The sequence below is a fragment of the Amycolatopsis sp. 3B14 genome (assembly GCF_050958625.1).
Lineage (GTDB): Bacteria > Actinomycetota > Actinomycetes > Mycobacteriales > Pseudonocardiaceae > Amycolatopsis_E > Amycolatopsis_E thermoflava.
Window position 1 is genome coordinate 32473 of sequence record NZ_JBHZEN010000040.1, and the last position, 22365, is coordinate 54837.

Genomic DNA, 22365 nt, shown 5'->3' on the forward strand with positions numbered 1-22365 from the left:
GGAACGGCATGCTCACACCACCTTCGGTGTGGCCCGCACGCCGTGGTGCACGTACCGCTCACCGGTGGGCAGCGAGTAGAACGTGACCGGCATCCAGGACTCCATCTGCGGGATCCACACCACGAACAGGTCGTCGTCGACCGCGACCAGCTCGTACTCCTCGACCGGGTCGGGCACGAGCTCGGCCAGCTCGCCGGTCACGGTGGTGCGCAGCTTCGGCGTGTCCCCGTCGCGGAACACCTCGATCCGGGTGCTCGCGCGCTCGTAGGTGCCCAGGTGCGGGGCGATGTCCACCGCCACCGGCTCGTCCGGCGGCGCCAGCGGGTGCGGCACGGCGACGCCGGCCAGTTCGGCGAAGATCTCCCGGTACAGGTCCTCGTACAGGCCGCGGGTGTTGCCGCCGTTGGTGAGGAGGGTGACCGCGAGTCCCGCCGCGGGCAGCAGGCGCAGGAACGCGGCCTGCCCGATGGTGTTGCCGTCGTGCCCGAGCACCAGCTGCCCGTCCCAGTGCAACCGGAACCAGCCGATGCCCCACGAGTCGGCGAGCGAGTGCTTGTCCGGCAGGTCGACCTGCTTGTCCGCCATCGCCGCGGCCGCCTCCGCGCTGAGCACGCGCGTGCCGTCGGCGGCCAGGCCGCCGGTCAGGTGCATCCGCGCGAACGCCAGCACGTCCGCCGCGGTGGAGTCGATGAGGCCGGCCGGACCCGCGGACCGCGGCAGCGTCCACACCGGCGCCGTCACCGGTTCCGGCGAGCCGACGTGCCCCACCGCGGCGCGGAACATCAGCGCCTCCTCGGGCAGCGTCACCGTGCGCGTCAGGCCGAGCGGGGTGAACAGGCGCTCCCGCAGCGCGGCGTCCCACGTGCCGCCGGTGAGCTTCTCGATGACCCGGCCGGCCAGCGAGAACCCGGAGTTGCAGTAGGACCAGGTCGCGCCGAGCGGGTGGTTCTGCGCGACCTCGTCCAGCCGCGCCACGTACTTCTCCAGGCAGTCGTCGCCGCGGCCGGTGTCGGTGAACACGTCGCCGTCGATGCCGCTGGTGTGGGTCAGCAGGTGGCGCATCGTCACCCCCTTCGTGGTGTCCGGGTCCGCCAGCCGCAGCTCCGGCAGCACGTCCGCCACGGGCGCGTCGAGGTCGAGCAGCCCCTCGTCGGCGAGCTGCATGGCGACGGTCGCCGTCCACACCTTGGAGATCGAGCCGATCTGGAACACCGAGTCCGTCGTGGCGGCGACACCGGTGTTCACGTTGAGCACCCCGTGGGCCGCCTCGACCACTTCGTCTTCGCCGCCCAGGCGCAAGATGCCGAGCGCCGCGCCGGGCACGTGGTGACGTTCGGCGAGTTCGGTCAGGCGCCGCTGCCAGTGCGCGGCGTCCAGCGGCGGGCGGCGGCCGGGCGTGTGCCGCTCGACCCAGTCCACGACGCGGCGGTTGTAGTCGAGGCGGTGCGAGGGCCGTCCATTGAGGATGAACGCGTGCGCGCCACCCGGGTACAGCACCAGCCGGGTGGGCACGCCGCGCTCACGCAGGGCGGTGTGCCACTGCTGCGCTTGGCCCACCGGGCAGAGCAGGTCGGCGCCGCCGTGCAGCACGAGCGTCGGCGTGCGGACCTGGTCGACCTTCGCCAGCGGCGACATCGCGGCGTAGGCCTCGGGGGCGTCCCACGGCAGCGCGCCGAGTTCGTGCGCCGCCAGCAGGTGGCCCTCGTCCGAGGTGCCCGCCATGCTGGTGAGGTCGGTGACCACACCCCCGGCGACGGCCGCGGCGAACCGGTCGTCGCGGCTGGTGAGGTAGCAGGTCATGAAGCCGCCGTAGCTGTACCCGGTGACGGCGAGCCGGTCCGGGTCGGCGACGCCTTCGGCGACGAGGTCGTCCAGCGGCTCCAGGAAGTCCTTGGCGTCGGCGGCGCCCCAGCCGCCGCGGACGCCGGTGAAGAACTCCTCGCCGTAGCCGTCGCTGCCGCGCGGGTTGAGCAGCAGCACGGTCCAGCCGCGGGCGACGAGTTCCTGGTGGTAGAAGTGGATTTCGTCGGCGCCGCCCTGCCACGCGTTGTGCGGTCCGCCGTGGATGTCGAGCAGCAGGGGCGCGGGGCCGGTCGTGGCCGGGTCGCGCAGCAGCCAGCCGTGTACGACGGTGCCGTCGGAGATGCGGAACTCCCGCTCCCGCGGAGTGAACAGCTCGATGCCCTCCGGTGTGTGTCCGGTGAGGACGGTCTCGGCGCCGGTGGACAGGTCCAGGCTGACGATTTCGCCGTAGGAACCGGGCGTGGTGAGCACGACGGCCGCGGCGGCGCCCGCGACGCTGAGCCCGGCCACGGTCCGTCCGGCGCCGGTGAGCACCGGGCGCGGCGTGCCGCCGTCGACGGGCACCGAGTACAGGTGGGTGCAGCCGCGGTCGCGGACGCAGAACAGGACGCTGCGGCCCTCGTCGGCAAGCTGCGGCCAGGCTCCGGGGTAGGCCGGGCCGCCGGGCATCACGTTGCGGTCCAGTGCGGCGGCGAGGTTCACCGGATCGCCCCCGTCGAGCGGGATGCGGATGAGCCCGGCGTGGCCTTCGGGCCCGCGCTGGTTGCCGACGACGAGCAGCGCGTCGCCGTCCGCCGTCCACGTCAGCGCCGCGGCGAGCCCGTCGGCGAGACCCACCGCGCGCGGGGCGGCGACGGGATCGGTCACGTCGAGGACGTGCACCGGGACCCGGATGGCGAGGTCGCGGTCGGTGCCGGTGGCGGCGGCGAAGGCCAGCTTGCCGCCGTCGGGCGACCACGCCGGGTCTCCGGCGTGCCAGTCGCCGCGGGTGACCTGGCGGCAGTCGCCGGTGGCGACGTCGACGACGTGCAGGTGCGCGCGCTTGCCGCGCAGCACTCCGGCGCCGTCGGCGTGGTAGTCGAGCCGGTCGGCCACGATGGGCGCGTGGTCGGCCTCGTCCGGGGTGAGGTCGACGGCCGCGGTGAACGCGATCTTCGTGCCGTCCGGGCTCCACACCGGCCGTCCCGCGCCCAGCGGCAACGAGGTGAGGCGCTCGGCCTCGCCGCCGCCGGCGGGTAGCAGCCAGACCTGCGGCGGCCCGTCCACCGCGCGCAGGAACGCGATGCGGCTGCCGTCGGGCGACCACGCGGGTGCGGTGTCGGCGCGTCCGTGCGTCAACCGCCGCGCCTGCCCGGCGGGGACGTCGGCGCGCCACAGGCTGTGCACGTTCTCGTCGGCCGCGAGGTCGCTGCTGCGCAGGACGTAGACGACCGCGTCGCCCGAAGGGGACAGCGCGGGCTGCTCGGGCACGGTCAGGTCGGTCAGGTCCGTGATGCGCTGGCGTCGGGTCACTGGGTTCTCCTCTGTGCGCGAAGGGGGACGGGCAGGGGCTCCTCGCCGGAGCCGGTGTCCGGATCGGACACCTCCCCACCGGAAGCGGCCGCGAGCAGCTCGCGGGTGTAGGGGTCCTCCGGTTCGCTGAGGACCCGGTCGGCGGGACCGTGTTCGACGATCCGGCCCCGGTACATCACGGCGATGAAGTCGCTGACGTAGCGCACCACCGCCAGGTCGTGGGAGATGAACAGCATCGACAACCCGGTCCGCTGCCGCAGGTCGCGCACGAGGTTGAGCACGGTGCCCTGCACCGAGACGTCGAGCGCGGAGGTGATCTCGTCGGCGATGATCACCTCCGGGCGCGCGGCGAGCGCCCGCGCCAGTGCCACGCGCTGGCGCTGCCCGCCCGACAGCTGGGCAGGCCGCATCCCGGCGCGGTCGGCGGCGAGGCCGACCTGTGCGAGCAGGCGGGCGACCTCGGCGCGCCGGTCGGTCCGGCCGCGCGGGATGGCCTCGGCGATCGAGGCACCGATCGTCATCCGGGGGTCCAGCGCGGAATACGGGTCCTGGAACACCATCTGCACCGGGCCGGGCCGCCGGACCGGACGTCCGCCGACCAGGATCCGCCCGGCGGCGACCGGCGCCAGGCCGACCGCGGCGCGGGCGAGGGTCGACTTGCCGGAGCCGGACTCGCCGACCAGTCCCACGATCGCGCCGTCCGGCACGGTGAGGTCCACCCCGTCCACGGCGGTCGTGCCGCGGCGCCGCGAGCCGTAGCGGACGGAGACGCCCTCGAAACGCAGTTCGCTCATCGCGCCTCCCCCACCCGGATCTGCTCGCGCGGCACGTCCACCACGGGGTGCCAGCACGCGACTCCGTGCACCAGTGGCGGCTCCTCGGTCGTGCACCGTTCGCTCGCCAGCGGGCAGCGCGGCGCGAACGCGCAGCCCGGCGGCAGGTCCGCGGGGTCGGCGGGACGGCCGGGGATGACGGCCATCGGCTGGTCGCGGTCCGTCGTCATGTCCGGCACGGCGGCGAGCAGGGCCCGCGTGTACGGGTGCGCCGCCGAGTCCAGCTCCGCGGCGGGCAGGTCCTCCACGATCCGGCCCGCGTACATCACCAGCACCCGGTCGCACATCCGGCGGACCACCCCGATGTCGTGGCTGATCAGCAGGATCGCGACGTCGTCGGCGGCGCGCACGTCGGCGAGCAGCCGCAGCACGCGGCGCTGCACGGTGACGTCGAGCGCTGTGGTGGGCTCGTCGGCGACGATCAGCGCGGGCGAGCACATCAGTCCCATGCCGATCATCGCGCGCTGCCGCATGCCGCCGGAGAACTCGTGCGGGTACTGCCGGGCCCGCCGCTCGGCGCCGGGCAGGCGCACGGCGCGCAGCCGGTCGACAGCCCGCGCGAACGCCGCCCGCCGGGTCATCCCCTGGTGGTACCGGGCCACCTCGGCGAGCTGGTTGCCGACCCGCTGGGTGGGGTTGAACGACGTCATCGGGTCCTGGAAGACCATCGCGAAGGCGGTTCCCAGCAACTGCCGCCGCGCGCGGCTGTCCGCGCCGGGCAGCGACTGGCCGAGGAACTCCAGCCGGTCGGCGTGCACCTGGCCCGGTTCCTCGATCAGTTGCGCGACCGCGAGCGCGGTGAGGCTCTTGCCCGACCCCGACTCCCCCACCACACCAACGGATTCCCCGCGCGCGAGGGCGAAGCTCACGCCGCGCACCGGGGTCACCGGCCCGGGGAAGGTGACGTGCAGGTTCTCCACCGACAGCACGGGTTCCGCCGGCTGGGGCGCGGGGGCGTCCGTGGGGCGCGGTGCCGGCGCCTTCCGTCGCCGGTGCCGGGTGGTGTCGGCGCCGATCGCGGTGGCCACCGCCTCGCCGAAGAGGCTGAACGCGAGCCCGGCGACCACCACCGCCACGGTGGGCGCGAGCGCGGCGGCCGGGTGGAGGTAGAGCACGTCGAGACCGTCGCGGAGCAGGCGGCCCCAGTCGTAGTCCGGCGACTGCACGCCCAGGCCCAGGAACGACAGCCCGGCGAAGGCCAGCATCGTGCTGCCGGTCGTGATGGTCGCGTTGACGACCAGGGCTTCGGCGACGTTGGGCAGGATGTGCCGCCCCAGCAGGCGGAACCGGCCGACGCCGGCGATCCGCGCCGCGGCGACGTAGTCGAGGGCGGCGACGCGGGCCACCATCGTCCGGGTGAGCCGGGCGAACGCCGGCGCGATGGCCAGCCCGATCGCGAGCACGCTGCCGCGCGCGCCGACGCCGAAGATGACCGCGAAGAACAGCGCCAGCAGCAGCCCGGGGAAGGCGACCGCGATGTCGACCGCCGCGGACACCAGCCGTCCCGCGCGCCTGCCGAGCAGCACGGCGGCGGTGCCCAGCAGCAGGCCGGTGGACACGCCGATCGCGGTGGCGGCGAGCGCCAGCTCCACCGACAGCCGGGTGGCGACCAGCACGCGGAAGAAGATGTCGCGGCCGAGCCCGTCGGTGCCCATCCAGTGCTCGGCGGAGGGGCCGCGCAGGATCTGGTTCGTGTCCAGCGCCGCGGCCCGGTCCGACCACAGCAGCGGCGCGAACACCGCCAGCGCGAGCACGGCGACCACGACCACGGCGGCGCTCGCGCCCAGCGGGCGGCGCAGTGCCGCGCTCCAGTTCGACTTCGGCACGATCTCAGCTCTCCCTGATCGCCGACCGCGGGTCGAGCAGCGCGAGCGCCACGTCGACGAGGAGGTTCACCAGCAGCACCCCGAGGCCGTAGACGAGCACCACGCCCTGCACCAGCGGGTAGTCCTTGGCGAGGATGGACTGCACGATGGTGCTGCCCAGGCCGGGCCAGGCGAACACGTTCTCCACCAGCACCGTCCCCGCGACCATCGCGCTGAGCAGCAGCCCGCCCAGCGTCAGCGTCGCCGTCAGCGCGTTCGGCAGGGCGTGCCGCAGGTAGATCCAGCTGGCCGGCAGCCGCTTGGACCGGGCGGTGCGGATGTGGTCGGCGCGCAGCTCGGCGAGCATCTCCACCCGGGTGATCCGGGCCAGCACCGCGGCCGGTCCGGCGGCCAGCGCCAGCACCGGCAGCAGGTAGGACTCCGGTCCGGACCGCCCGGCCACCGGCAGCCACCCGAGGCTGACCCCGAACACGAACACCAGGCCCACCGCGATGAGGAACTCCGGGATCGCGGCCAGGACGGCGGTGGCGGAGGTGAACGCGAGCTCGGTCGTCCGCCGCTTCCCGCCGCGGGTGAGCACCGCCATCACCGTGCCTGCCGGGATCGCCACGACGACGGCGAGGAGGAACGCGTACCCCGCGATCTCCAGGGTGGCGGGCAGCCGGTCGCCGATCACCTGCGCGACCGGCAGGCCGGAGCCGAGCGAGGTGCCGAGATCGCCGGTGAACAGGTTCCCGAGGTAGTGCAGGTACTGCTGCCACAACGGGTCGTCCAAGCCGAGCGCGGCCCGGCGGGCCGCGACGAGTTCCGGCGCGGCGGTCGGCCCGAGCGCGGCCCGCACCGGGTCGCCCGGGATGAGGTGGATCATCCCGAACGCGGCGGTGAGCAGGACCCAGACCGACACCAGCACCCTGGCCAGCCGCCGCACGGCGAACCGGGACCAGACGTTGTCACCCAGTCCGGCCGGGCGGATCGCGGTGGTCACCACGCGCGCCTCAGCCGAGCATCCGGATCGAGCTCGGGGTGATGCTGCCCTGACTCGTCTCGAGCGTGGCGCCCTGCACGAACGTGGGCCGCACCGAGTTGACGAACGGCACCACGTTGAGCTCCCGCACCAGCGCCTGCTCGGCTTCGCCCCACTTGCCGCAGCCGTCGGCGCCGGCGAGCGCCGCGGCCTGCTGGACCGCCGCGTCGTAGGCGGGGTTCTGCACCGCGGCGAAGTTGTTGCCGCCGCTGCCGGAGAAGAACGGGACGAGCTGGGAGGGCAGGAACACCCCGAGCGGCACGAACGCCGCGTCCCAGCCGCCCTGCGTGAGGACCTGCATGGTCTCGGTGTCGGTCATGCCCTTGACGGTGACCTGCGCGCCGACCGCGGACCAGCGCTGCTGGACGAGTTCGGCGGCCGCCTGCATGGTCGAGCCGAGCGTCGACGGGTAGTAGAAGGTGAGCGCCAGCGGCTTGCCCTCCTTGGCGCGCACGCCGTCCGGGCCCGCGACCCAGCCCGCGGAGTCCAAAGCGGACTTCGCGGCGGCTGGGTCGGAAGCGGGCAGCAGCCCGCTGATGGTGTCGCCGCCGCACGGGCCGAGCCCGGGCGCGAGGAGGCTCTTCGGCGCGCGGCCGGTCCCGCTGGTGAGGACCTGGCCGAGCTGGCCGAGGTCGAGCGCCTGGGTCAGGGCTCGCCGCACCGCGACGTCCGCGCCGGGCATCCCGGCGCGCTGGTTGAACCACAGCTCGCCGAACGGGGATTCGATGTCGTGTGCGGTCAGGCCCATGCCGCGCAGCCGCTGCTGGTCGGGGCCGAGCACGGTGGCCGCGTTGACCTGCCTGGACGCCAGCAGGTTCGCGGCGGTGATCTCGTTGCCGACGACCCGGATCACGACGGTGTCGGGCAGTCCGCGCGTGTCGGTCTTCCAGTCGCCGGGCCCCCAGGCGTAGTCCTTGCGCCGCGTGAGCGTGTAGTGGTCGCCTGCGACGGCCTCGGTCAGGGTGAACATCCCGGTGCCGTCGGCGCCCTGCTTGAGCAGTCCGCGGTCGGCCATCCCCTTGCCGCAGACGATGAACAGCCCGCCGATGTCACGGACGAGGAACGAGTCCGGGGTCGGGCTGGTGACCGTGACGGTGCCCGCCGCGTCGTCACCGCTGGCCGTCGCCCCGGGCATCACGTAGAGGCCCAGCGAGGCGGAGCCGTTGGCCGGGTCGCTGACGAAGTTGATGTTGTCGGCGACCTGCGACGCGGTCAGCGGCGTCCCGTCCGAGCAGGTGATGCCCTTGCGCAGCGTGTACTTCGCGGTGGTGGTGTCGCCTTCCCACTTCTCCGCGAGCCCGGCGACCAGGTTGCCGCCCGAATCGATGTTCACGAGCGTGTCGTAGAGGAACCGGTCGGCCTGGATGGTCACCGACAGCGCGGTGAAGTGCGGGTCGAGGCTGCCGGGGTCGCCTGCCGAGACCAGCGTGAACGTGCCACCGTCCACAGTGGTCGACCCGGCGCCGCCGCCGCAGGCGGTCAGAGCCAGCGCCAGTACGGCGGCCGCGGCCGTGATCGAAGCGGTCTTCATCGTGTCTCCTGGGTCAGGCGGAGCGGCGGGTCGCCCGCCCCGAGTGGACGTAGGCCGCCCGGCCGGTGCCGTCGTCACCGACGAACACGTGCGGCAGGTGGACACCGTGGGTGGGGGTGCGCGGGACGAGGACGTCGTCGTCCAGCCGGACCAGCTCGGTCCGCTCGGCCTCGCCCAGCTCGGCGAGCAGGCCCTTGGGCCGCTGGTCGAGCCAGAGGCGGCCGTCGTCGTCCTGGGTCACGGTCAGGTCGGCGACCTCGCTGGAGTAGGTGCCGAGGTAGCGGCGGGCGTCGACCGGCTGCGGGTCCGCGGGCGGCACCGGCAGCGGCGGCAAGGTCATCCCGGCCAGCTCGGGCATCAGGTGGCCGAAGACGTCGGTGTAGAGGCCGATCGCGTCCCCGCCGTTGGTGAGCAGCGCGATCGCGACGTCCCGGCCGGGCACCACGCGCAGGAACGCCGACTGCCCGATCGTCCCGCCGTCGTGCCCGAGGACCGTGCCGCCGGGCCACTCGTACAGCTCCCAGCCGAGCCCCCACCCGGTGCCCATCAGGCCGAGCGGCGGCAGGACGACCTGCCGCTCCTGCATGGCCTTCACGCTGCCGGGGCTGAGCAGGGCCGTGCCGTCCGGGGCGGCGCCGCCGGACAGGTGCAGGCGGGCGAAGGCCAGCAGGTCCCGTGGCCGCATCGCCAGCGCCGACCCGGCAGGCGCGTTGGAGCGGACCAGCGACCACACCGGGGCCGGCTGCCCGCCCGGCAGGTGGCCGAGCGCGGCGCGGTGCAGGATCGCCTCCTCGGCGTTCGTCGCGAAGTGCGTCAGGCCCAGCGGGGTGGCGAGGTGGTCGTGCAGGCACTGGTCGTAGGGCTTGCCGCGCAGCACTTCGACGATCCGGCCGAGCACGACAAAGGCCGCGTTGTTGTAGGAGAACATCTCCCCCGGCGGGAACAGCTGGTCGGTGCCGCTCAGCGTCGCGACGTACTTCTCGACGCAGTCGTCGCCGCGGCCGGTGTCGGTGAACAGGTCGCCCTCGAAGCCGGCCGTGTGGCACATCAGCTGGCGGACGGTGATCGTGGCGGCGGCGCTGTCGTCCGCCAGCCGGAACTCCGGCAGGTACCGGCGCACCGGCGCGTCCAGGTCGAGCGCGCCCTCGTCGGCCAGTTGCATCGCGAGCGTGATGGTCCAGACCTTGGTGATGGACCCGATCTGGAACACCGAGTCCGGGGTGGCCTCGACCCCGGTCGCCCGGTTCAGCACCCCGGCGGCCGTGTCGGCGACCTCGCCGCCCACGGCGACCGCGATGGCCGCGCCGGGCACCTCACGCGTCTCGACCAGGCCGGGGAAGTCGTGTCCGAGCCAGCCGGTGATCTCGTCCAGGTTCGCCATCGGGCCAAGGTAGCGGCGCCGGTGGCGGAAAAGTTCGTTCGCGAGCACGAACGCGGCCCCGTGGATTGGTCGTGCCGGACGAATCCACGGGGCGGTCCGCCTCAGTCCTGGTGGGCGGTCGCGATGGACTTCGCGCGCCAGGGCTCGGTGTCGTCGGCGATGCGGTCGACCTTGACCTGCCAGCGGTCGATCGCGTCGCGGCCGAGCAGCAGGTGGGTGGGCAGCTTCTCCTGGCCGGTGACCTCGTAGATCAGCGCCGCGCCCTGGACCGGGTCGCCCAGCTGCGTGTGGTTGGCCTCGCCGACCCAGTCCAGCGTCGTGTGCGCCGGGGTGCCGTCATAGGCCGCGATCCGGTTCCCCGGCAGGGACAGCGAGCTGGCGTCGAGGAAGTCGGTGCGGAACACGCCCGGCTCGACGACCATGCTCTGGATCCCGAACGGCGCGAGTTCGACCGACAGGGCCTCGCTGATGCCGGCCACGGCGAACTTCGACGCGCTGTACATGCTCACCCCGGGCTCGCCCTCGAAACCGGAGCGGGATCCGATGTGGACCAGCTTGCCGCCGCCCGCTTCGCGCATGTAGGGCAGCACCGCGCGGGTGACGTTGATCAGCCCGAACACGTTGAGGTCGAACAGCGAGCGCGCCTCGGCGTCGCTGATCTCCTCCAGCGCGCCGAGCAGACCGCGGCCGGCGTTGTTGACCAGCACGTCGATCCCGCCGAACCGGTCCACCACGGACTCCACCGCGGGGGCGATCGCGGCGGTGTCGGTGACGTCCAGCGCGACCGGGAACACGCGGTCGGCGGTCTTGAGGTCGTCCGGGAGCCGGTCCGGGTTGCGGACCGCGACCGCCACCGTGTCCCCGCCGGCCAGTGCCGCGCGGGCGATCTCGGCACCGAGGCCGCGGGACGCGCCGGTGATCAGCCAAGTAGCCATTTCCTCGTTTCTCCTTCGCTTTCGGCGTTGTGCCTGTGCCCCGCACTCAACCAGCGCCGAGCAGCGAAAAGGGCGCCGAAAAGGGCCTCGCTCGTCCTGGGACGGAGTGGGCCACCCAACCGCGCTGAGGGGGACATCCTGTCCCCCGATCACCTGGGCGTTGGTGCGGCCCCTTTTCCGGCTTCCGGACTGGTTGTGTGAAGACATCGGGACGAAAACCCGCAACCGGAAAGGAAAAACCGTCATGTCGCAGGTCATCGCCGGAACCCCGCTCACCGGCCGCGTCGCTGTCGTCACCGGCGCCAGCAGCGGGATCGGGGCCGCCACCGCGGAACGGCTCGCCGCGCTGGGGGCGAAGGTCGCGGTCGCCGCGCGCCGCAAGGACAACCTCGACGGCCTGGTCGCCCGGATCACCGCCGCGGGCGGCACCGCGCTCGCCCTCCCGCTGGACGTCACCGACCGGGACGCCGTCGCCGCGGCGGCCGGGCAGGTGGCCGATCAGCTGGGCCGGGCCGACCTGGTCGTCAACAACGCCGGGGTGCAGCTGATCTCGCCGATCGAGGACCTGAAGGTCGACGACTGGCAGCGCCAGATCGACCTGAACGTCACCGGGGTCATGAACGTCCTCGCCGCGTTCGTGCCGCAGCTGGTCGCCGCGGCGGCTGCGGGCGGGCCCGCGGACCTGATCACCACCTCGTCGATCGCCGCGACCAGGATCCTGGAGAAGTTCTCCGTCTACTCCGGCACGAAGGCCTACCTCAGCCACTTCAGCCGCCTGGCGCGCGTCGAGCTGGGCCGCAAGATGGTGCGGGTGTCGGCGATCGAGCCGGGCATGGTGGACACCGAGCTGCCCGACCACGTGACCGACCCGGACGCCAGCAAGCTGATGGCCGACCTGCTGCGCGACATCGAGTGCCTGAGCCCGGCGGACGTGGCCGAGACCATCGCGTTCATCGCCGCGGTTCCCCGCCACGTCAACCTCAGCGAGATCACCATCCTGCCGACCGCGCAGGCGATCTGAGCGGCTCCCGGCGCGCCGTCCTATTCGGACGGCGCGCCGAGCAGCCGCCGCAACGCCGCGGCGTCGGCCTCCCGCACCGGCGTGTAGACCACCAGGTGCAGGCCGGGGTGGTCCTGGGGCGTGAGCTGGTGGTGTTCCAGCAGCAGCTCACCGGCCACCGGGTGCCGGAACAGGCGCTCGCGGGAGGCGAACCGCTCGACGCCCAGGCTCTCCCAGCCCGCCCGGAAGTGGTCGCTGGCCGCCCGCAGCCGGTCGATCAGGTAACCGAACTCCCCCAGCCGGGGCCCGGCTTCGGCCCGGAACTCGGCGAGGAACCGGCGGCTGGTGACCTCCCAGTCCGGCAGCAGCTGCCGCACGTACGGGTCGGTGAACACCAGCCACAACAGGTTGCGGTCCGGCGCCGGCACGGTCGCGACGTTCGGGTAGAGCGCCGCGTAGGCGGCGTTCCAGCCGGTGATCTGCCAGTCCGGGGCCACCGCGTAGGCGGGCGACTGCGCGAGCGCGTCGAGCAGGCGCTGCACGTGTTCCGGCACGGCCTCGGGCTCCGGCGCGACGAGCGGCGGGGGCGGCGAGTAGCCGGCCAGCGAGAGCACGTAGGCGTGCTCGGCGCCGGTCAGCCGCAGCGTGCGGGCGATGGCGTCGAGGACCTCGCGCGAGGGGTTGATGTCGCGGCCCTGTTCGAGCCAGGTGTACCAGGTGACGCTGACCCCGGAGAGGTAGGCGACCTCCTCGCGGCGCAGCCCGGTGGTCCGGTTGCGGCCGACCGGGGGCAGGTCGAGGTCGGCCCGCACGAGCCGGGTCCGCCGGTCCCGCAGGAACTCCCCGAGCGCACGCATGGTCACCCCGCAACACTAGTGGTGCCACTACTAGTGTTCGCACCGTCTTCGCTTCGCCGCGTGGCGCGGGCATCGTGAGCGCATGCCCGAACTGCGATCACGCACTGTCACACACGGACGCAACATGGCCGGCGCCCGCGCGCTGCTGCGCGCCGCCGGGGTGGCCCGGGAGGACTTCGGCAAGCCGATCGTGGCCGTCGCCAACAGCTTCACCGAGTTCGTGCCCGGCCACGTCCACCTCCAGCCGGTCGGCCGGATCGTGTCCGAGGCGATCCGCGAGGCCGGCGGCATCCCGCGCGAGTTCAACACGATCGCCGTCGACGACGGCATCGCCATGGGCCACGAGGGGATGCTGTACTCGCTGCCGTCGCGCGACCTGATCGCCGACTCGGTCGAGTACATGGTGCAGGCCCACCGCGCCGACGCGCTGGTGTGCATCTCCAACTGCGACAAGATCACCCCCGGCATGCTGATGGCCGCGCTGCGCCTGAACATCCCGACGGTGTTCGTCTCCGGCGGCCCGATGGAGGGCGGCACGGCGGTGCTCGTCGACGGCACGGTGCGCACGCGCCTGCACCTGGTCTCCGCGATGTCCGACGCGGTCGCCGACTCGGTGTCGGACGCCGACATCGCCCGCATCGAAGAGGCCGCGTGCCCCACCTGCGGTTCCTGCTCGGGGATGTTCACCGCGAACTCGATGAACTGCCTCACCGAGGCTCTGGGGCTGGCCTTGCCGGGCAACGGCTCGGTGCTTGCGACGCACACCGCGCGCCGCGCCCTCTACGAGCAGGCCGGGCGCACGGTGGTGGAGTTGGCGCACCGCTACTACGACTCCGGCGACGAAGGCGTGCTGCCGCGGGCGATCGCCTCGCACGCGGCCTTCGACAACGCGATGGCGCTGGACCTGGCGATGGGCGGATCGACCAACACCGTCCTGCACCTGCTGGCCGCCGCGCACGAGGCCGGGCTGGACTACACGCTGCACGACATCGAGCGCCGGTCCCGGGAGGTGCCCTGCCTGTGCAAGGTGGCGCCCAACGGCAGCTACCTGATGGAGGACGTGCACCGGGCAGGCGGTATCCCGGCGATCCTCGGCGAGCTGCACCGCGCCGGGCACCTGCACGAGGACGTGCGCAGCGTGCACGCCGGCTCGCTCGCCGAGTGGCTCAAGACCTGGGACGTCCGTGGCGGCTCGCCCTCCCCGGAGGCGGTGGAGCTGTTCCACGCCGCGCCGGGCTGCCGTCGCTCGGCCGAGGCGTTCTCGCAGTCGGAACGCTGGCACGACCTGGATCTGGACGCCGCGGGCGGCTGCATCCGCGACGTCGCCCACGCCTATTCGGCGGACGGCGGGCTGGCGGTGCTGCGCGGGAACCTGGCCGAGGACGGCTGCGTGGTCAAGACGGCGGGCGTGGACTCCGCGATCCTGACCTTCGCCGGGCGGGCCGTGGTGACCGAGTCGCAGGAGGAGGCCGCCGAGGCGATCCTGGCCGGGCGCGTGCAGGCCGGCGACGTCGTGGTGGTGCGGTACGAGGGCCCGCGTGGCGGCCCCGGGATGCAGGAGATGCTGTACCCGACGGCGTACCTGAAGGGGCGCGGCCTCGGCAAGGACTGCGCGATGGTCACGGACGGCCGGTTCTCGGGCGGCACCTCGGGCCTGTCGATCGGGCACGTCTCGCCGGAGGCCGCCGCGGGCGGCACGATCGCCCTGGTCGAGGACGGCGACCGGATCGTCATCGACATCCCCAACCGGACGTTGCATCTGGACGTGCCTGAGGAGGTGCTCGCCGAACGCCGGGCCCGCGCGACGTTCCGGCCGCGGAACCGGAAGCGCACGGTGTCCACAGCGCTACGCGCCTACGCCGCGATGGCCCTGTCAGCGGACAAGGGCGCGGTGCGCGAGGTGCCGGACACTCTGTGAGCTCAGGGGGTGAGCCCGCCGCGACGAGGCCGGCCAGCGCGTGCCGCTTGGCCTCCAGCAGGCGGAGAGGTGGGCGGTGGCCCGGCCGATGCCGCTGGTGGCGCCGGTGAGGACAATGGTGTCGCGGTTCATGTCCCCAGCCAAGCAAGATCCGGGGCGCCGCAGGGGCTGTTGCCCAGCCCGGTTCATCGGGGGAAAAACCGGGCCACCCAACGGAAACGGGGGTCAGCGCACCGGCAGCTCACGCTCGCTGGTGTGCCAGTTGGCCAGCAGGCGCATCGAGGTTTCCGACGCGGAGCCGGGTTCGGTGGTGTAGACGAACAGGATCTGGTCCGGGTCGCCCGCGGGGTGGAGCGCCTGGTACTGCACGGTCAGGTCGCCGACGAGCGGGTGGTGGTAGCCCTTGGAGCCGGTGGTGCGCCGGTGCACCTTGTGGTCGGACCACCACTTCCGGAAGTGTTCGGAGTGGATGGACAGCTCACCGATCAACGCCGACAGCTGGGGGTCGTCCGGGTAGCGGCCGGCGTCCAGGCGCAGCATGGCGACCGTGTCGGCGGCGACGGCCTCCCAGTCCTGGTACAGCTCGCGGGCGTGCGGGTCAAAGAACACGAACCGCGCCTGGTTGCGGTCGGCCGCGGGCAGCGCCCGGAACTCGGTGATCAGGAGCCCCGCGAGCCGGTTGTGGGCCAGCACGTCAAGCCGCCGCCCGAGCACGAACGCCGGCGAGTGCACCTCGTCCAGCATCTCCACCAGCCGCAGCGTGGCCGGGTCCACCCGCTGCGGCCGGGCGCGCCGCTTGCGCACCGCGGGCTCCGGGCGGCCCAGGTCCATCAGGTGCTGGCGCTCGGCGTCGTTCAGCCGCAGCGCGGCCGCCAGAGCGTCCAGCACCTCGGCCGAAGCGCTGCGGCTGCGGCCCTGCTCCAGGCGCGTGTAGTAGTCCACGCTCACCCCGGCCAGCTGCGCCAGCTCCTCACGCCGCAACCCGGGCACCCGCCGCCGGGCCGAGCCGTCCAGACCCAGCTCCTCGGGGCTGACCCGGGACCGGCAGGTCCGCAGGAACTCCGCCAGCTCGCTGCTCTTCATGCCGCTCATGCCCGCGATTCTGCCCGGTGCTGCCCGCCCGGCGAGCGGTGAAGGTGGCCCATCTTGTCCCCTGTCACCGCGGTTGGGCGCACCCCCAATCCACAAGGTGCCGGACTTCGCGGTCACGGCCGATCCCCGGCGGCGGACGTCGAGCTGGGAGTCAGGCGAGCGGGCGCTCGCGTGCGGCGTCGCGGGCGAGGGCGGCTGCGCGGCGGTCCTCGAAGCGGGACGCCTGCGCGTCGAGTCCCTTGAGGAATGCGGCGAGCTCGTCGCGGGCGGTCTCGCCGACCTGACCCAGGCCTTCCAGCTCGAAGACCTTCCAGTACCGCAGTAGCGGCATCACGACGTCGTCGTGGTGGATGCGCAGGTCGTAGATCCCCGCTTTGGCGATCAGCGCGGCCTTGCGTGCGAAGCTCGGGATCACCGCGCCCGGCATCGCGAAGTCGAGCACCTCGTCGGTGATGGCGCGCATCATCGCGTCCGGCGTGATCTCCAGGGCCGCCTTCACCAGGTTGCGGTAGAACACCATGTGCAGGTTCTCGTCCGTGGAGACCCTGGCCAGCAGTTTCTCCGCCAGCGGGTCCTGGGTGTAGCGGCCGGTGTTGCGGTGCGAGAGCCGCGTCGCGAGTTCCTGGAACGACACGTAAGCGCACACCCGCAGCAGCGGCTTGTCCCCGCTGTCGTAGCCGGCCTGCATGGTTTCCATGCGCATCCGCTCCAGCTCCACCGGGTCGACGGCGCGGGTCACCAGCAGGTAGTCGCGGATGCAGATGCCGTGCCTGCCCTCCTCCGCGGTCCAGCGGTGCACCCAGGTCCCCCACGCCCCGTCCCGGCCGAACGCGCGCTCGATTTCCCGGTGGTAGCTGGGCAGGTTGTCCTCGGTCAGCAGGTTGACCTCCAGGGCCGTCCGCGCCACCGGCGAGACGCGCGACTGCTCGGGATCCCATGCCTCGCCACCCAGATCCGCGAAGTTCCGGCCCTCGCTCCAGGGCACGAACTCGTGCGGCATCCAGTCCTGGGCCGCGGCGAGGTGGCGGTTGAGGTTCTCTTCGACCGTCCCCTCGAGGTCGTACATCAGGCGGGTGGTGTCGGAAAGCGTCATGCGCACGTCCTTCGGGAGCCAGGGGCAGGAACCTACGAATCCGTAACCTACGGTCCCGTAGGTACTGTCAACGCGCGAGCACCCCGATGGGTTCCCGGTGCCCCTCCCCCGGCGCCGATCCCGTCGTCTTGCTGGATGCAACGTTTCGTGTTTTAGTTGCATCCGGCGTCGCGACGAGGCGGCACCGGCCGGAAGGATTTCCCATGCGCAGCCCGATTCGGCACCGCCTGCTCGCCGTCGCCGCCGCGACCCTGCTCGCCGTCACCGGCTGGAGTGGTGTTGCCGGGGCCGATACCTACGCGCCGGTGGACCGGCCAGGACCGGCGTTGACCGCGCCCCACCTGGCGGACAGCCTCAACTGCACCGCCGACGTCCGCAACGCCACGCGCGAACCGGTCCTGCTCACGCCTGCCACGACCGTCGACAGCGAACAGAACTTCGGCTTCACCTACGAGCGGCTGTTCCGGCAGCTTGGTATCCCGTACTGCACGTCGGATTCGCCGGTGGATCGCTACAACATGGGCGACCTGCAGGTTCGGGCCCAGTACGTCACCTACGCCATCCGGGAGATGTACAAGCTCGCCGGGCGCCCCATTGCCGTGATGGGACACAGCCAGGGTGGGATGATCATGCGCTGGTCGCTGCGGTTCTGGCCCGACACGCGGCACATGGTCGACGACGTGATCGGGATGGCGGGCACCAACCACGGTTCGGTGGTCGTCCCCGCGTTGTGCGTCCCCGACTGCGCTCCGGCGCTGTGGCAGCAGCGAGCGAACTCGGAGTTCGTGAAGGCGCTCAACTCCGGCCAGGAGACCTTCCCCGGCATCAGCTACACCGAGATCTATTCGCGCACGGACGAGTTCGTGCAACCCAACCTGGACGACCACGGCACCTCCTCCCTGCACGGGGGCGGCGGGAACATCACCAACGTCGCCGTACAGGAGGTCTGCCCGCTGGCCGTCCCCGAGCACCTGCTCATCGGCACCCTGGACCCCGTCACGTCCGCGCTGGCGATCGACGCGCTGACCCATCCGGGCCCGGCGGACCCCGTCCGGATCGAGCGGTCGGTCTGCGGCCGCCTGCTGATGCCCGGAGCGCACCCGGTGACCGGCCCGCTCACCTTCGCGACGCTGACCGCGCAGGTCACGGCGCAACTGACCGTCGCAGCGCACCGGGTGCCGTCCGAACCCGCGCTCGCCTGCTACGTCACCGCCCGCTGCCCGTGACGGCACCGGTGGGCCGACCCGATCGCGAGAGCGCCCTGCACCTGGCAGTGCGGACGTTCAACGCGCGGCAGCGGGTGGAGGTCAACGACCTCGCCAAGGCGCTCGGCGTCAACCGGGTGACCGTCTACCGTTGGCTGGGCGACCGGGACGCGATCCTCGCCGAGGTGGTGTGGCGGCTCGGCGAACGGACGATGCTCGGCGCGTACGCCTCGGCGGAGGGGACCGGGGGCACGCGCATCGCGAACACCATGTCGGCGTTCGTCCGGCAAACGCTCGCGCATGCCGGCATGCGGCACTTCCTCACCACCGAAACCGAGACGGCGCTACGCGTCCTCACCCGCGGCGGGCACACGTTCCAGCCCCGGCTCGTCGCACTGGTCGAGACGCTGCTGAACAAGGAGCGCGAGGCAGGCGCCCTGTCCGTGACGGGCATCGACCTGCACGACCTGGCTTACCTGTGTGTCCGCGTCGGCGAATCGTTCGTCTACACCGACGCCATCACTGGCGAGCCCCCGGACCCGGACCGCGCTGAACGGGCACTGCACTACCTGCTCCGCTAGCTTGTAGTCCACACGCGTCGGCCGCCTGCTCGCAACAGCGGCGGCTGCCGCGGATCCGCGGCCGCGCCGAACACGGGACGGTCGGCGCAGTGTGGGAGCTGCACACGCTGAAAGCCGTGATCCGCGACTGCCCCACCTGGCCGGGCGCGATGGTGAGCCGCACGCCTGAACCTCGTCGGCAGGGGTCCCTGCGCCAGGAACGCCCACCGTCGCGTTTGGTCACTGCTCCGGCAGCGACGCCGTCACGTGTGCGCGGGTCCGGTGGAGCGCCGTGGGATGAGGGTGGGTGTGGCGACGAGCGTGCGGGGCTGCTCGCCGCGGGAGGCTTCGGTCAGCAGTTCCAGCGCGCCGGCCGCGATCTGTCCGAACGGGACGCGCACGGTGGTCAGCGGCACGGGCAGGCGGCTGACGATGGGGATGTCGTTGTAGCCCACGATCGACAGGTCCTCGGGCACGCGCAGCCCGAGCGCGTGGGCGGCGGCCATCACGCCGATGGCGGTGTTGTCGTTGACGGCGAAGATCGCGGTGGGCCGGTCGGCCCGGTCCAGCAGGTCGCGCCCGGCGATCTCCCCGGATTCGATGGAAAACGCGTCCCCGGCGACCAGCCGGTCGTCGAAGCCGATCCCGGCCTGGTCGAGGGCTTCGCGGTAGCCCGCGAGCCGTTCCCGGGCGCTGGAGGCGTAACCGGGGCCGCCGACGAGGCCGATGCGCCGGTGGCCGAGGTCGAGCAGGTGCCGGACGGCCAGGTGCGCCCCGAGGCGGTCGTCGCCGACGGCGGCCGGGCCGATGCCGTCGGTGCGCAGGGCCAGCGCGTGTGGCACGTCCCGCGCGGTGGGCGTGCCCAGCCGTGCCGTGGTGAGGATCAGCCCGTCGACGCGACGGCGCACCAGGGTCTGCACCGCGAGCCGTTCGGTGTCGGGCTTGTCCTCGGTGGTGGCGACGATGGCGAACATCCCCCGGCTCCCCGCGGCGGCGGCGATCTCCTCGTAGAGCATCGCCATCACGGTGTCGGTGAGCCGGGGCACGATCACGCCCACCGTGTTGGTGCCCGACCGGCGCAGCCCCGAGGCCAGTGGGTCGCGCACGTAGCCGAGCTCGGCCGCGACCCGCCGCACCCGTTCGGCGGTGGGACTGGTGGAGTGCGGCAGCCGCTCGTCCAGGACACGGGACACGGTGGACTTGCTGACCCCGGCGGCCCGGGCAACGTCGAGGATGGTCACCACGGGGGTCAGGCTACTGGTCGGCGAGGACTTTCCGGACTCGCTGTTGACGGCGGGAGGCACGTGGCGCATTCTATGGGAACGTTCCCGCAACCGTTCCCAAACTCGCCGACGAGAAGGAGAACTTCGAGATGACACTGGACCTCCGCGGCCTCAACCCGGCGCCGGTCACCCCGTTCACGCCGGACGGCGAGGTGGACCACGCCGCGATGGCGAAGCTCGGCACCTGGCTGGCCGGGCACGACGGCGTGCAGAGCCTGGTGATCCTCGGCCACGCGGGCGAGGGCACCTTCCTCACCCAGGAGGAGCAGGTCGCCACCATCGCCAACCTGGTCGAAGCCGTGGACATCCCGGTCATCGCCGGCATCACCGGCGAGGGCACCGCGGTCGCGGTCGCCGAGGCCAAGCGGGCCGTCGCCGCCGGCGCCAAGGCCGGGCTGATCTACCCCTCACACGGCTGGCTGCGCTTCGGCTACCAGGCAGGCGCGCCGCAGGACCGCTACCGGGCGATCTACGAGGAGTCCGGGCTGCCCTGCATCCTGTTCCAGTACCCGGACAACACGAAGGCCACCTACGACCTGGACACCCAGCTCGAGATCGCCGCGCAGGACGGCGTGTTCGCCACCAAGAACGGCGTGCGCAACATGCGCCGCTGGGACACCGAGATCCCGGTGCTCCGCCGCGAGCACCCGGACCTGCAGATCCTGTCCTGCCACGACGAGTACCTGCTGCACACCATGTTCGATGTCGACGGCCTGCTCGTCGGCTACGGCGGGCTCGCGCCGGAGCCCCTGCTGGAGCTCATCGCCGCAGGCAAGGCCCGCGACTACCCCGCCGCCCGGGCCGTGCACGACCGCCTGCTGCCGGTCACCAAGGCCGTCTACCACCGCGGCTCGCACATGGAAGGCACCGTCGCCCTCAAGCTCGGCCTCAAAGCGCGCGGCATCCTCGAGCACGCCGGCGTCCGCTCCCCGCTGATCGACCTCTCCCCCGAGGCCGAAGAGGAGATCGTGCAGGCGCTCAAGAGCGCCGAACTCGTCTGAGCTCCACTCGCGTCCCGGCGGCGGCCCGGCCGCCGGGACCGGCGACAATGTTGTCCCCACGACTCCGCACCGCGGCGGAGGGCGAGGAAACGAAACCCATGACGACTTTCGCTGCCGGCAGCGCCGGCGCGGCCGCCAAGGCCAACGCCGCGCTGGTGGCGCGGCTCGAGCGGCTCCCGGTCACCCGCCGGCTCCTGATGATCCGCGTCATCATCGGCACCGCCACCTTCTTCGACGCCTACACCGTGCTGGTCATCGCCTTCGCGATGCCCAAGCTGGTCACCGAATGGCACCTCACCCCCGCGTGGGTGGGCCTGATCCTCTCCGCGGGTTACGTCGGCCAGTTCGCCGGCGCGATCCTGTTCGGCTGGCTCGCCGAACGCATCGGCCGCCTGCGCACCCTGCTCATCACCATCGTGCTGTTCGTGTCGATGGACATCGCGTGCCTGTTCGCCTGGAGCGGCGCCTCGATGCTGGTGTTCCGCTTCCTGCAGGGCATCGGCACCGGTGGCGAGGTGCCGGTGGCCAGCGCCTACATCAACGAGTTCGTCGGCGCCCGCAAACGCGGCCGGTTCTTCCTGCTCTACGAGGTCATCTTCCCGGTCGGCCTGCTCTTCGCCGGGCTCGCCGGCTACTTCCTGGTGCCCGAGTTCGGCTGGCGCGCCCTGTTCGTCGTCGGGCTCGTCCCGGCCGTGCTGATGATCCCGCTGCGGGTGCTCATGCCCGAATCCCCGCGCTGGCTCGCCGCCAAGGGCAAGTTCGACCGCGCCGACAAGGTCGTCACCATGCTCGAACGGGAGGCCGTCAAGGAAGGCAAACCGCTGCCCGAGCCCGTCGCCCGCCCGGTCACCGCAGCCGCGACCGGCGCGGGGTGGCGCGACCTGTTCCGCGGCATCTACCTCAAGCGGACCCTGATGCTGTGGGCGCTGTGGATCACGGTCTACGTCATCAACAACGGTTTGGTCACCTGGCTGCCCACGCTCTACCGGCAGGTGTTCGACCTGCCCCTGCAGACCAGCCTGCTCTACGGCTGGATCACCTCCGCCGTCGGTGTCGTCGCCTCCGTGCTCTGCGCGCTCTACATCGACAAGGTCGGCCGCAAACGCTGGTACGCCATCGCCTTCCTGGCCGCCACCGTGCCACTGGTGGTGCTCACGGCCCTCGGCGCCACGACCGCCACTCAGGTGGTGATCCTCGCCCCGATCGCCTACGCGATCCTGCAGACCATCGCCTTTTCCCTGTACCTCTACTCCGCCGAGCTCTACCCCACCCGCTTGCGCGCCGTGGGCACCGGGTTCGGCAGCGCGTGGCTGCGCGCCGCGTCCTCCGCCGGCCCGCTGCTCGTCGGCTTCGTCGTCGCCGGCCTGGGCATCCGCTACGTCTTCGCCGCCTTCGCCGTGGTCGCCCTGATCGGCGGCGTGGTCACCATCCGGCACGCCGTGGAAACCAAAGGCCAGGTGCTCGAGGAACTGTCCCCTTGAGACAGCCGACGGCGTGAGTGTGCCCCGGAA

Annotated in this window: 17 protein-coding genes; 6 read left to right on the forward strand and 11 right to left on the reverse strand. The window is 72.5% G+C overall.

Annotated features, from left to right (window positions below):
- Positions 1 to 12: 12 nt before the first annotated feature.
- The 7 genes from ACCP09_RS22360 to ACCP09_RS22390 form a co-directional block, all read right to left on the reverse strand.
- Positions 13 to 3315: a serine hydrolase gene (locus ACCP09_RS22360; protein WP_433749755.1), complete on the reverse strand. Its 3303-nt coding sequence runs from the start codon at positions 3313 to 3315 to the stop codon at positions 13 to 15.
- A complete protein-coding gene (locus ACCP09_RS22365) occupies positions 3312 to 4109 on the reverse strand; it encodes an ABC transporter ATP-binding protein (RefSeq protein WP_433749758.1) in 798 nt (265 codons plus the stop codon). Before ACCP09_RS22365 ends, ACCP09_RS22360 begins: the two co-directional genes overlap by 4 nt.
- Positions 4106 to 5974: a dipeptide/oligopeptide/nickel ABC transporter permease/ATP-binding protein gene (locus ACCP09_RS22370; RefSeq protein ID WP_433749761.1), complete on the reverse strand. Its 1869-nt coding sequence runs from the start codon at positions 5972 to 5974 to the stop codon at positions 4106 to 4108. Before ACCP09_RS22370 ends, ACCP09_RS22365 begins: the two co-directional genes overlap by 4 nt.
- Before the next feature lie 4 nt (positions 5975 to 5978).
- Positions 5979 to 6959, reverse strand: coding sequence for an ABC transporter permease (locus ACCP09_RS22375; RefSeq protein WP_433749764.1), 981 nt, complete (start codon positions 6957 to 6959; stop codon positions 5979 to 5981).
- A gap of 10 nt (positions 6960 to 6969) precedes the next feature.
- Entirely contained in the window at positions 6970 to 8529 is a 1560-nt protein-coding gene (locus tag ACCP09_RS22380; protein ID WP_433749767.1) for an ABC transporter substrate-binding protein, read from the reverse strand.
- Positions 8530 to 8542: 13 nt separating this feature from the next.
- Positions 8543 to 9910, reverse strand: coding sequence for a serine hydrolase domain-containing protein (locus tag ACCP09_RS22385; RefSeq protein WP_433749770.1), 1368 nt, complete (start codon positions 9908 to 9910; stop codon positions 8543 to 8545).
- Between the two features lie 101 nt (positions 9911 to 10011).
- Entirely contained in the window at positions 10012 to 10845 is an 834-nt protein-coding gene (locus ACCP09_RS22390; protein WP_433749773.1) for an SDR family oxidoreductase, read from the reverse strand.
- A gap of 244 nt (positions 10846 to 11089) precedes the next feature.
- Here ACCP09_RS22390 and ACCP09_RS22395 point away from each other — a divergent pair, with 244 nt between their 5' ends.
- Positions 11090 to 11866, forward strand: a complete 777-nt coding sequence (locus ACCP09_RS22395; protein ID WP_027928974.1) for an SDR family oxidoreductase — start codon at positions 11090 to 11092, stop codon at positions 11864 to 11866.
- A 20-nt stretch (positions 11867 to 11886) separates the two neighbouring features.
- On the opposite strand, the gene ACCP09_RS22400 is transcribed toward ACCP09_RS22395, so the two are convergent.
- Positions 11887 to 12702: a helix-turn-helix transcriptional regulator gene (locus tag ACCP09_RS22400; RefSeq protein ID WP_433749973.1), complete on the reverse strand. Its 816-nt coding sequence runs from the start codon at positions 12700 to 12702 to the stop codon at positions 11887 to 11889.
- Positions 12703 to 12784: 82 nt separating this feature from the next.
- On the opposite strand from ACCP09_RS22400, the gene ilvD reads away from it, so the two are divergent.
- Positions 12785 to 14620: a dihydroxy-acid dehydratase gene (gene ilvD, locus ACCP09_RS22405; protein ID WP_433749778.1), complete on the forward strand. Its 1836-nt coding sequence runs from the start codon at positions 12785 to 12787 to the stop codon at positions 14618 to 14620.
- A gap of 225 nt (positions 14621 to 14845) precedes the next feature.
- Here ilvD and ACCP09_RS22410 read toward each other — a convergent pair whose 3' ends face one another.
- Entirely contained in the window at positions 14846 to 15703 is an 858-nt protein-coding gene (locus ACCP09_RS22410) for a helix-turn-helix domain-containing protein (protein WP_433749976.1), read from the reverse strand.
- Positions 15704 to 15863: 160 nt separating this feature from the next.
- Entirely contained in the window at positions 15864 to 16805 is a 942-nt protein-coding gene (locus ACCP09_RS22415) for an acyl-ACP desaturase (RefSeq protein ID WP_027928970.1), read from the reverse strand.
- Positions 16806 to 17008: 203 nt separating this feature from the next.
- On the opposite strand from ACCP09_RS22415, the gene ACCP09_RS22420 reads away from it, so the two are divergent.
- Both ACCP09_RS22420 and ACCP09_RS22425 read left to right on the forward strand, forming a co-directional pair.
- Positions 17009 to 18031: a lipase family alpha/beta hydrolase gene (locus ACCP09_RS22420; RefSeq protein WP_433749782.1), complete on the forward strand. Its 1023-nt coding sequence runs from the start codon at positions 17009 to 17011 to the stop codon at positions 18029 to 18031.
- An 8-nt stretch (positions 18032 to 18039) separates the two neighbouring features.
- The gene (locus tag ACCP09_RS22425; protein ID WP_148085746.1) at positions 18040 to 18591 is read left to right on the forward strand and encodes a QsdR family transcriptional regulator; all 552 of its coding nucleotides are present in this window, start codon (positions 18040 to 18042) and stop codon (positions 18589 to 18591) included.
- A 242-nt stretch (positions 18592 to 18833) separates the two neighbouring features.
- Here the strand turns inward: ACCP09_RS22425 and ACCP09_RS22430 are convergent, their stop codons facing one another.
- On the reverse strand, positions 18834 to 19814 hold the full coding sequence (locus tag ACCP09_RS22430; protein ID WP_433749786.1) for a LacI family DNA-binding transcriptional regulator: 981 nt from the start codon (positions 19812 to 19814) through the stop codon (positions 18834 to 18836).
- A 128-nt stretch (positions 19815 to 19942) separates the two neighbouring features.
- Between ACCP09_RS22430 and ACCP09_RS22435 the strand changes: the two genes are divergently transcribed.
- Positions 19943 to 20854, forward strand: a complete 912-nt coding sequence (locus ACCP09_RS22435; protein WP_433749789.1) for a dihydrodipicolinate synthase family protein — start codon at positions 19943 to 19945, stop codon at positions 20852 to 20854.
- Positions 20855 to 20952: 98 nt separating this feature from the next.
- A complete protein-coding gene (locus ACCP09_RS22440; protein WP_433749793.1) occupies positions 20953 to 22335 on the forward strand; it encodes an MFS transporter in 1383 nt (460 codons plus the stop codon).
- Positions 22336 to 22365: the final 30 nt, after the last annotated feature.

Excerpts from the sequence above, each read along its gene's own strand:
- ACCP09_RS22415 (WP_027928970.1), bottom strand. The coding sequence starts at position 16,805 with ATGACGCTTTCCGACACCACCCGCCTGATGTACGACCTCGAGGGGACG.
- ACCP09_RS22420 (WP_433749782.1), top strand. The coding sequence starts at position 17,009 with ATGCGCAGCCCGATTCGGCACCGCCTGCTCGCCGTCGCCGCCGCGACC.
- ACCP09_RS22385 (WP_433749770.1), bottom strand. The coding sequence starts at position 9,910 with ATGGCGAACCTGGACGAGATCACCGGCTGGCTCGGACACGACTTCCCC.
- ACCP09_RS22365 (WP_433749758.1), bottom strand. The coding sequence starts at position 4,109 with ATGAGCGAACTGCGTTTCGAGGGCGTCTCCGTCCGCTACGGCTCGCGG.
- ACCP09_RS22410 (WP_433749976.1), bottom strand. The coding sequence starts at position 15,703 with ATGAAGAGCAGCGAGCTGGCGGAGTTCCTGCGGACCTGCCGGTCCCGG.
- ACCP09_RS22380 (WP_433749767.1), bottom strand. The coding sequence starts at position 8,529 with ATGAAGACCGCTTCGATCACGGCCGCGGCCGCCGTACTGGCGCTGGCT.
- ilvD (WP_433749778.1), top strand. The coding sequence starts at position 12,785 with ATGCCCGAACTGCGATCACGCACTGTCACACACGGACGCAACATGGCC.
- ACCP09_RS22440 (WP_433749793.1), top strand. The coding sequence starts at position 20,953 with ATGACGACTTTCGCTGCCGGCAGCGCCGGCGCGGCCGCCAAGGCCAAC.
- ACCP09_RS22400 (WP_433749973.1), bottom strand. The coding sequence starts at position 12,702 with ATGCGTGCGCTCGGGGAGTTCCTGCGGGACCGGCGGACCCGGCTCGTG.
- ACCP09_RS22390 (WP_433749773.1), bottom strand. The coding sequence starts at position 10,845 with ATGGCTACTTGGCTGATCACCGGCGCGTCCCGCGGCCTCGGTGCCGAG.
- ACCP09_RS22435 (WP_433749789.1), top strand. The coding sequence starts at position 19,943 with ATGACACTGGACCTCCGCGGCCTCAACCCGGCGCCGGTCACCCCGTTC.
- ACCP09_RS22395 (WP_027928974.1), top strand. The coding sequence starts at position 11,090 with ATGTCGCAGGTCATCGCCGGAACCCCGCTCACCGGCCGCGTCGCTGTC.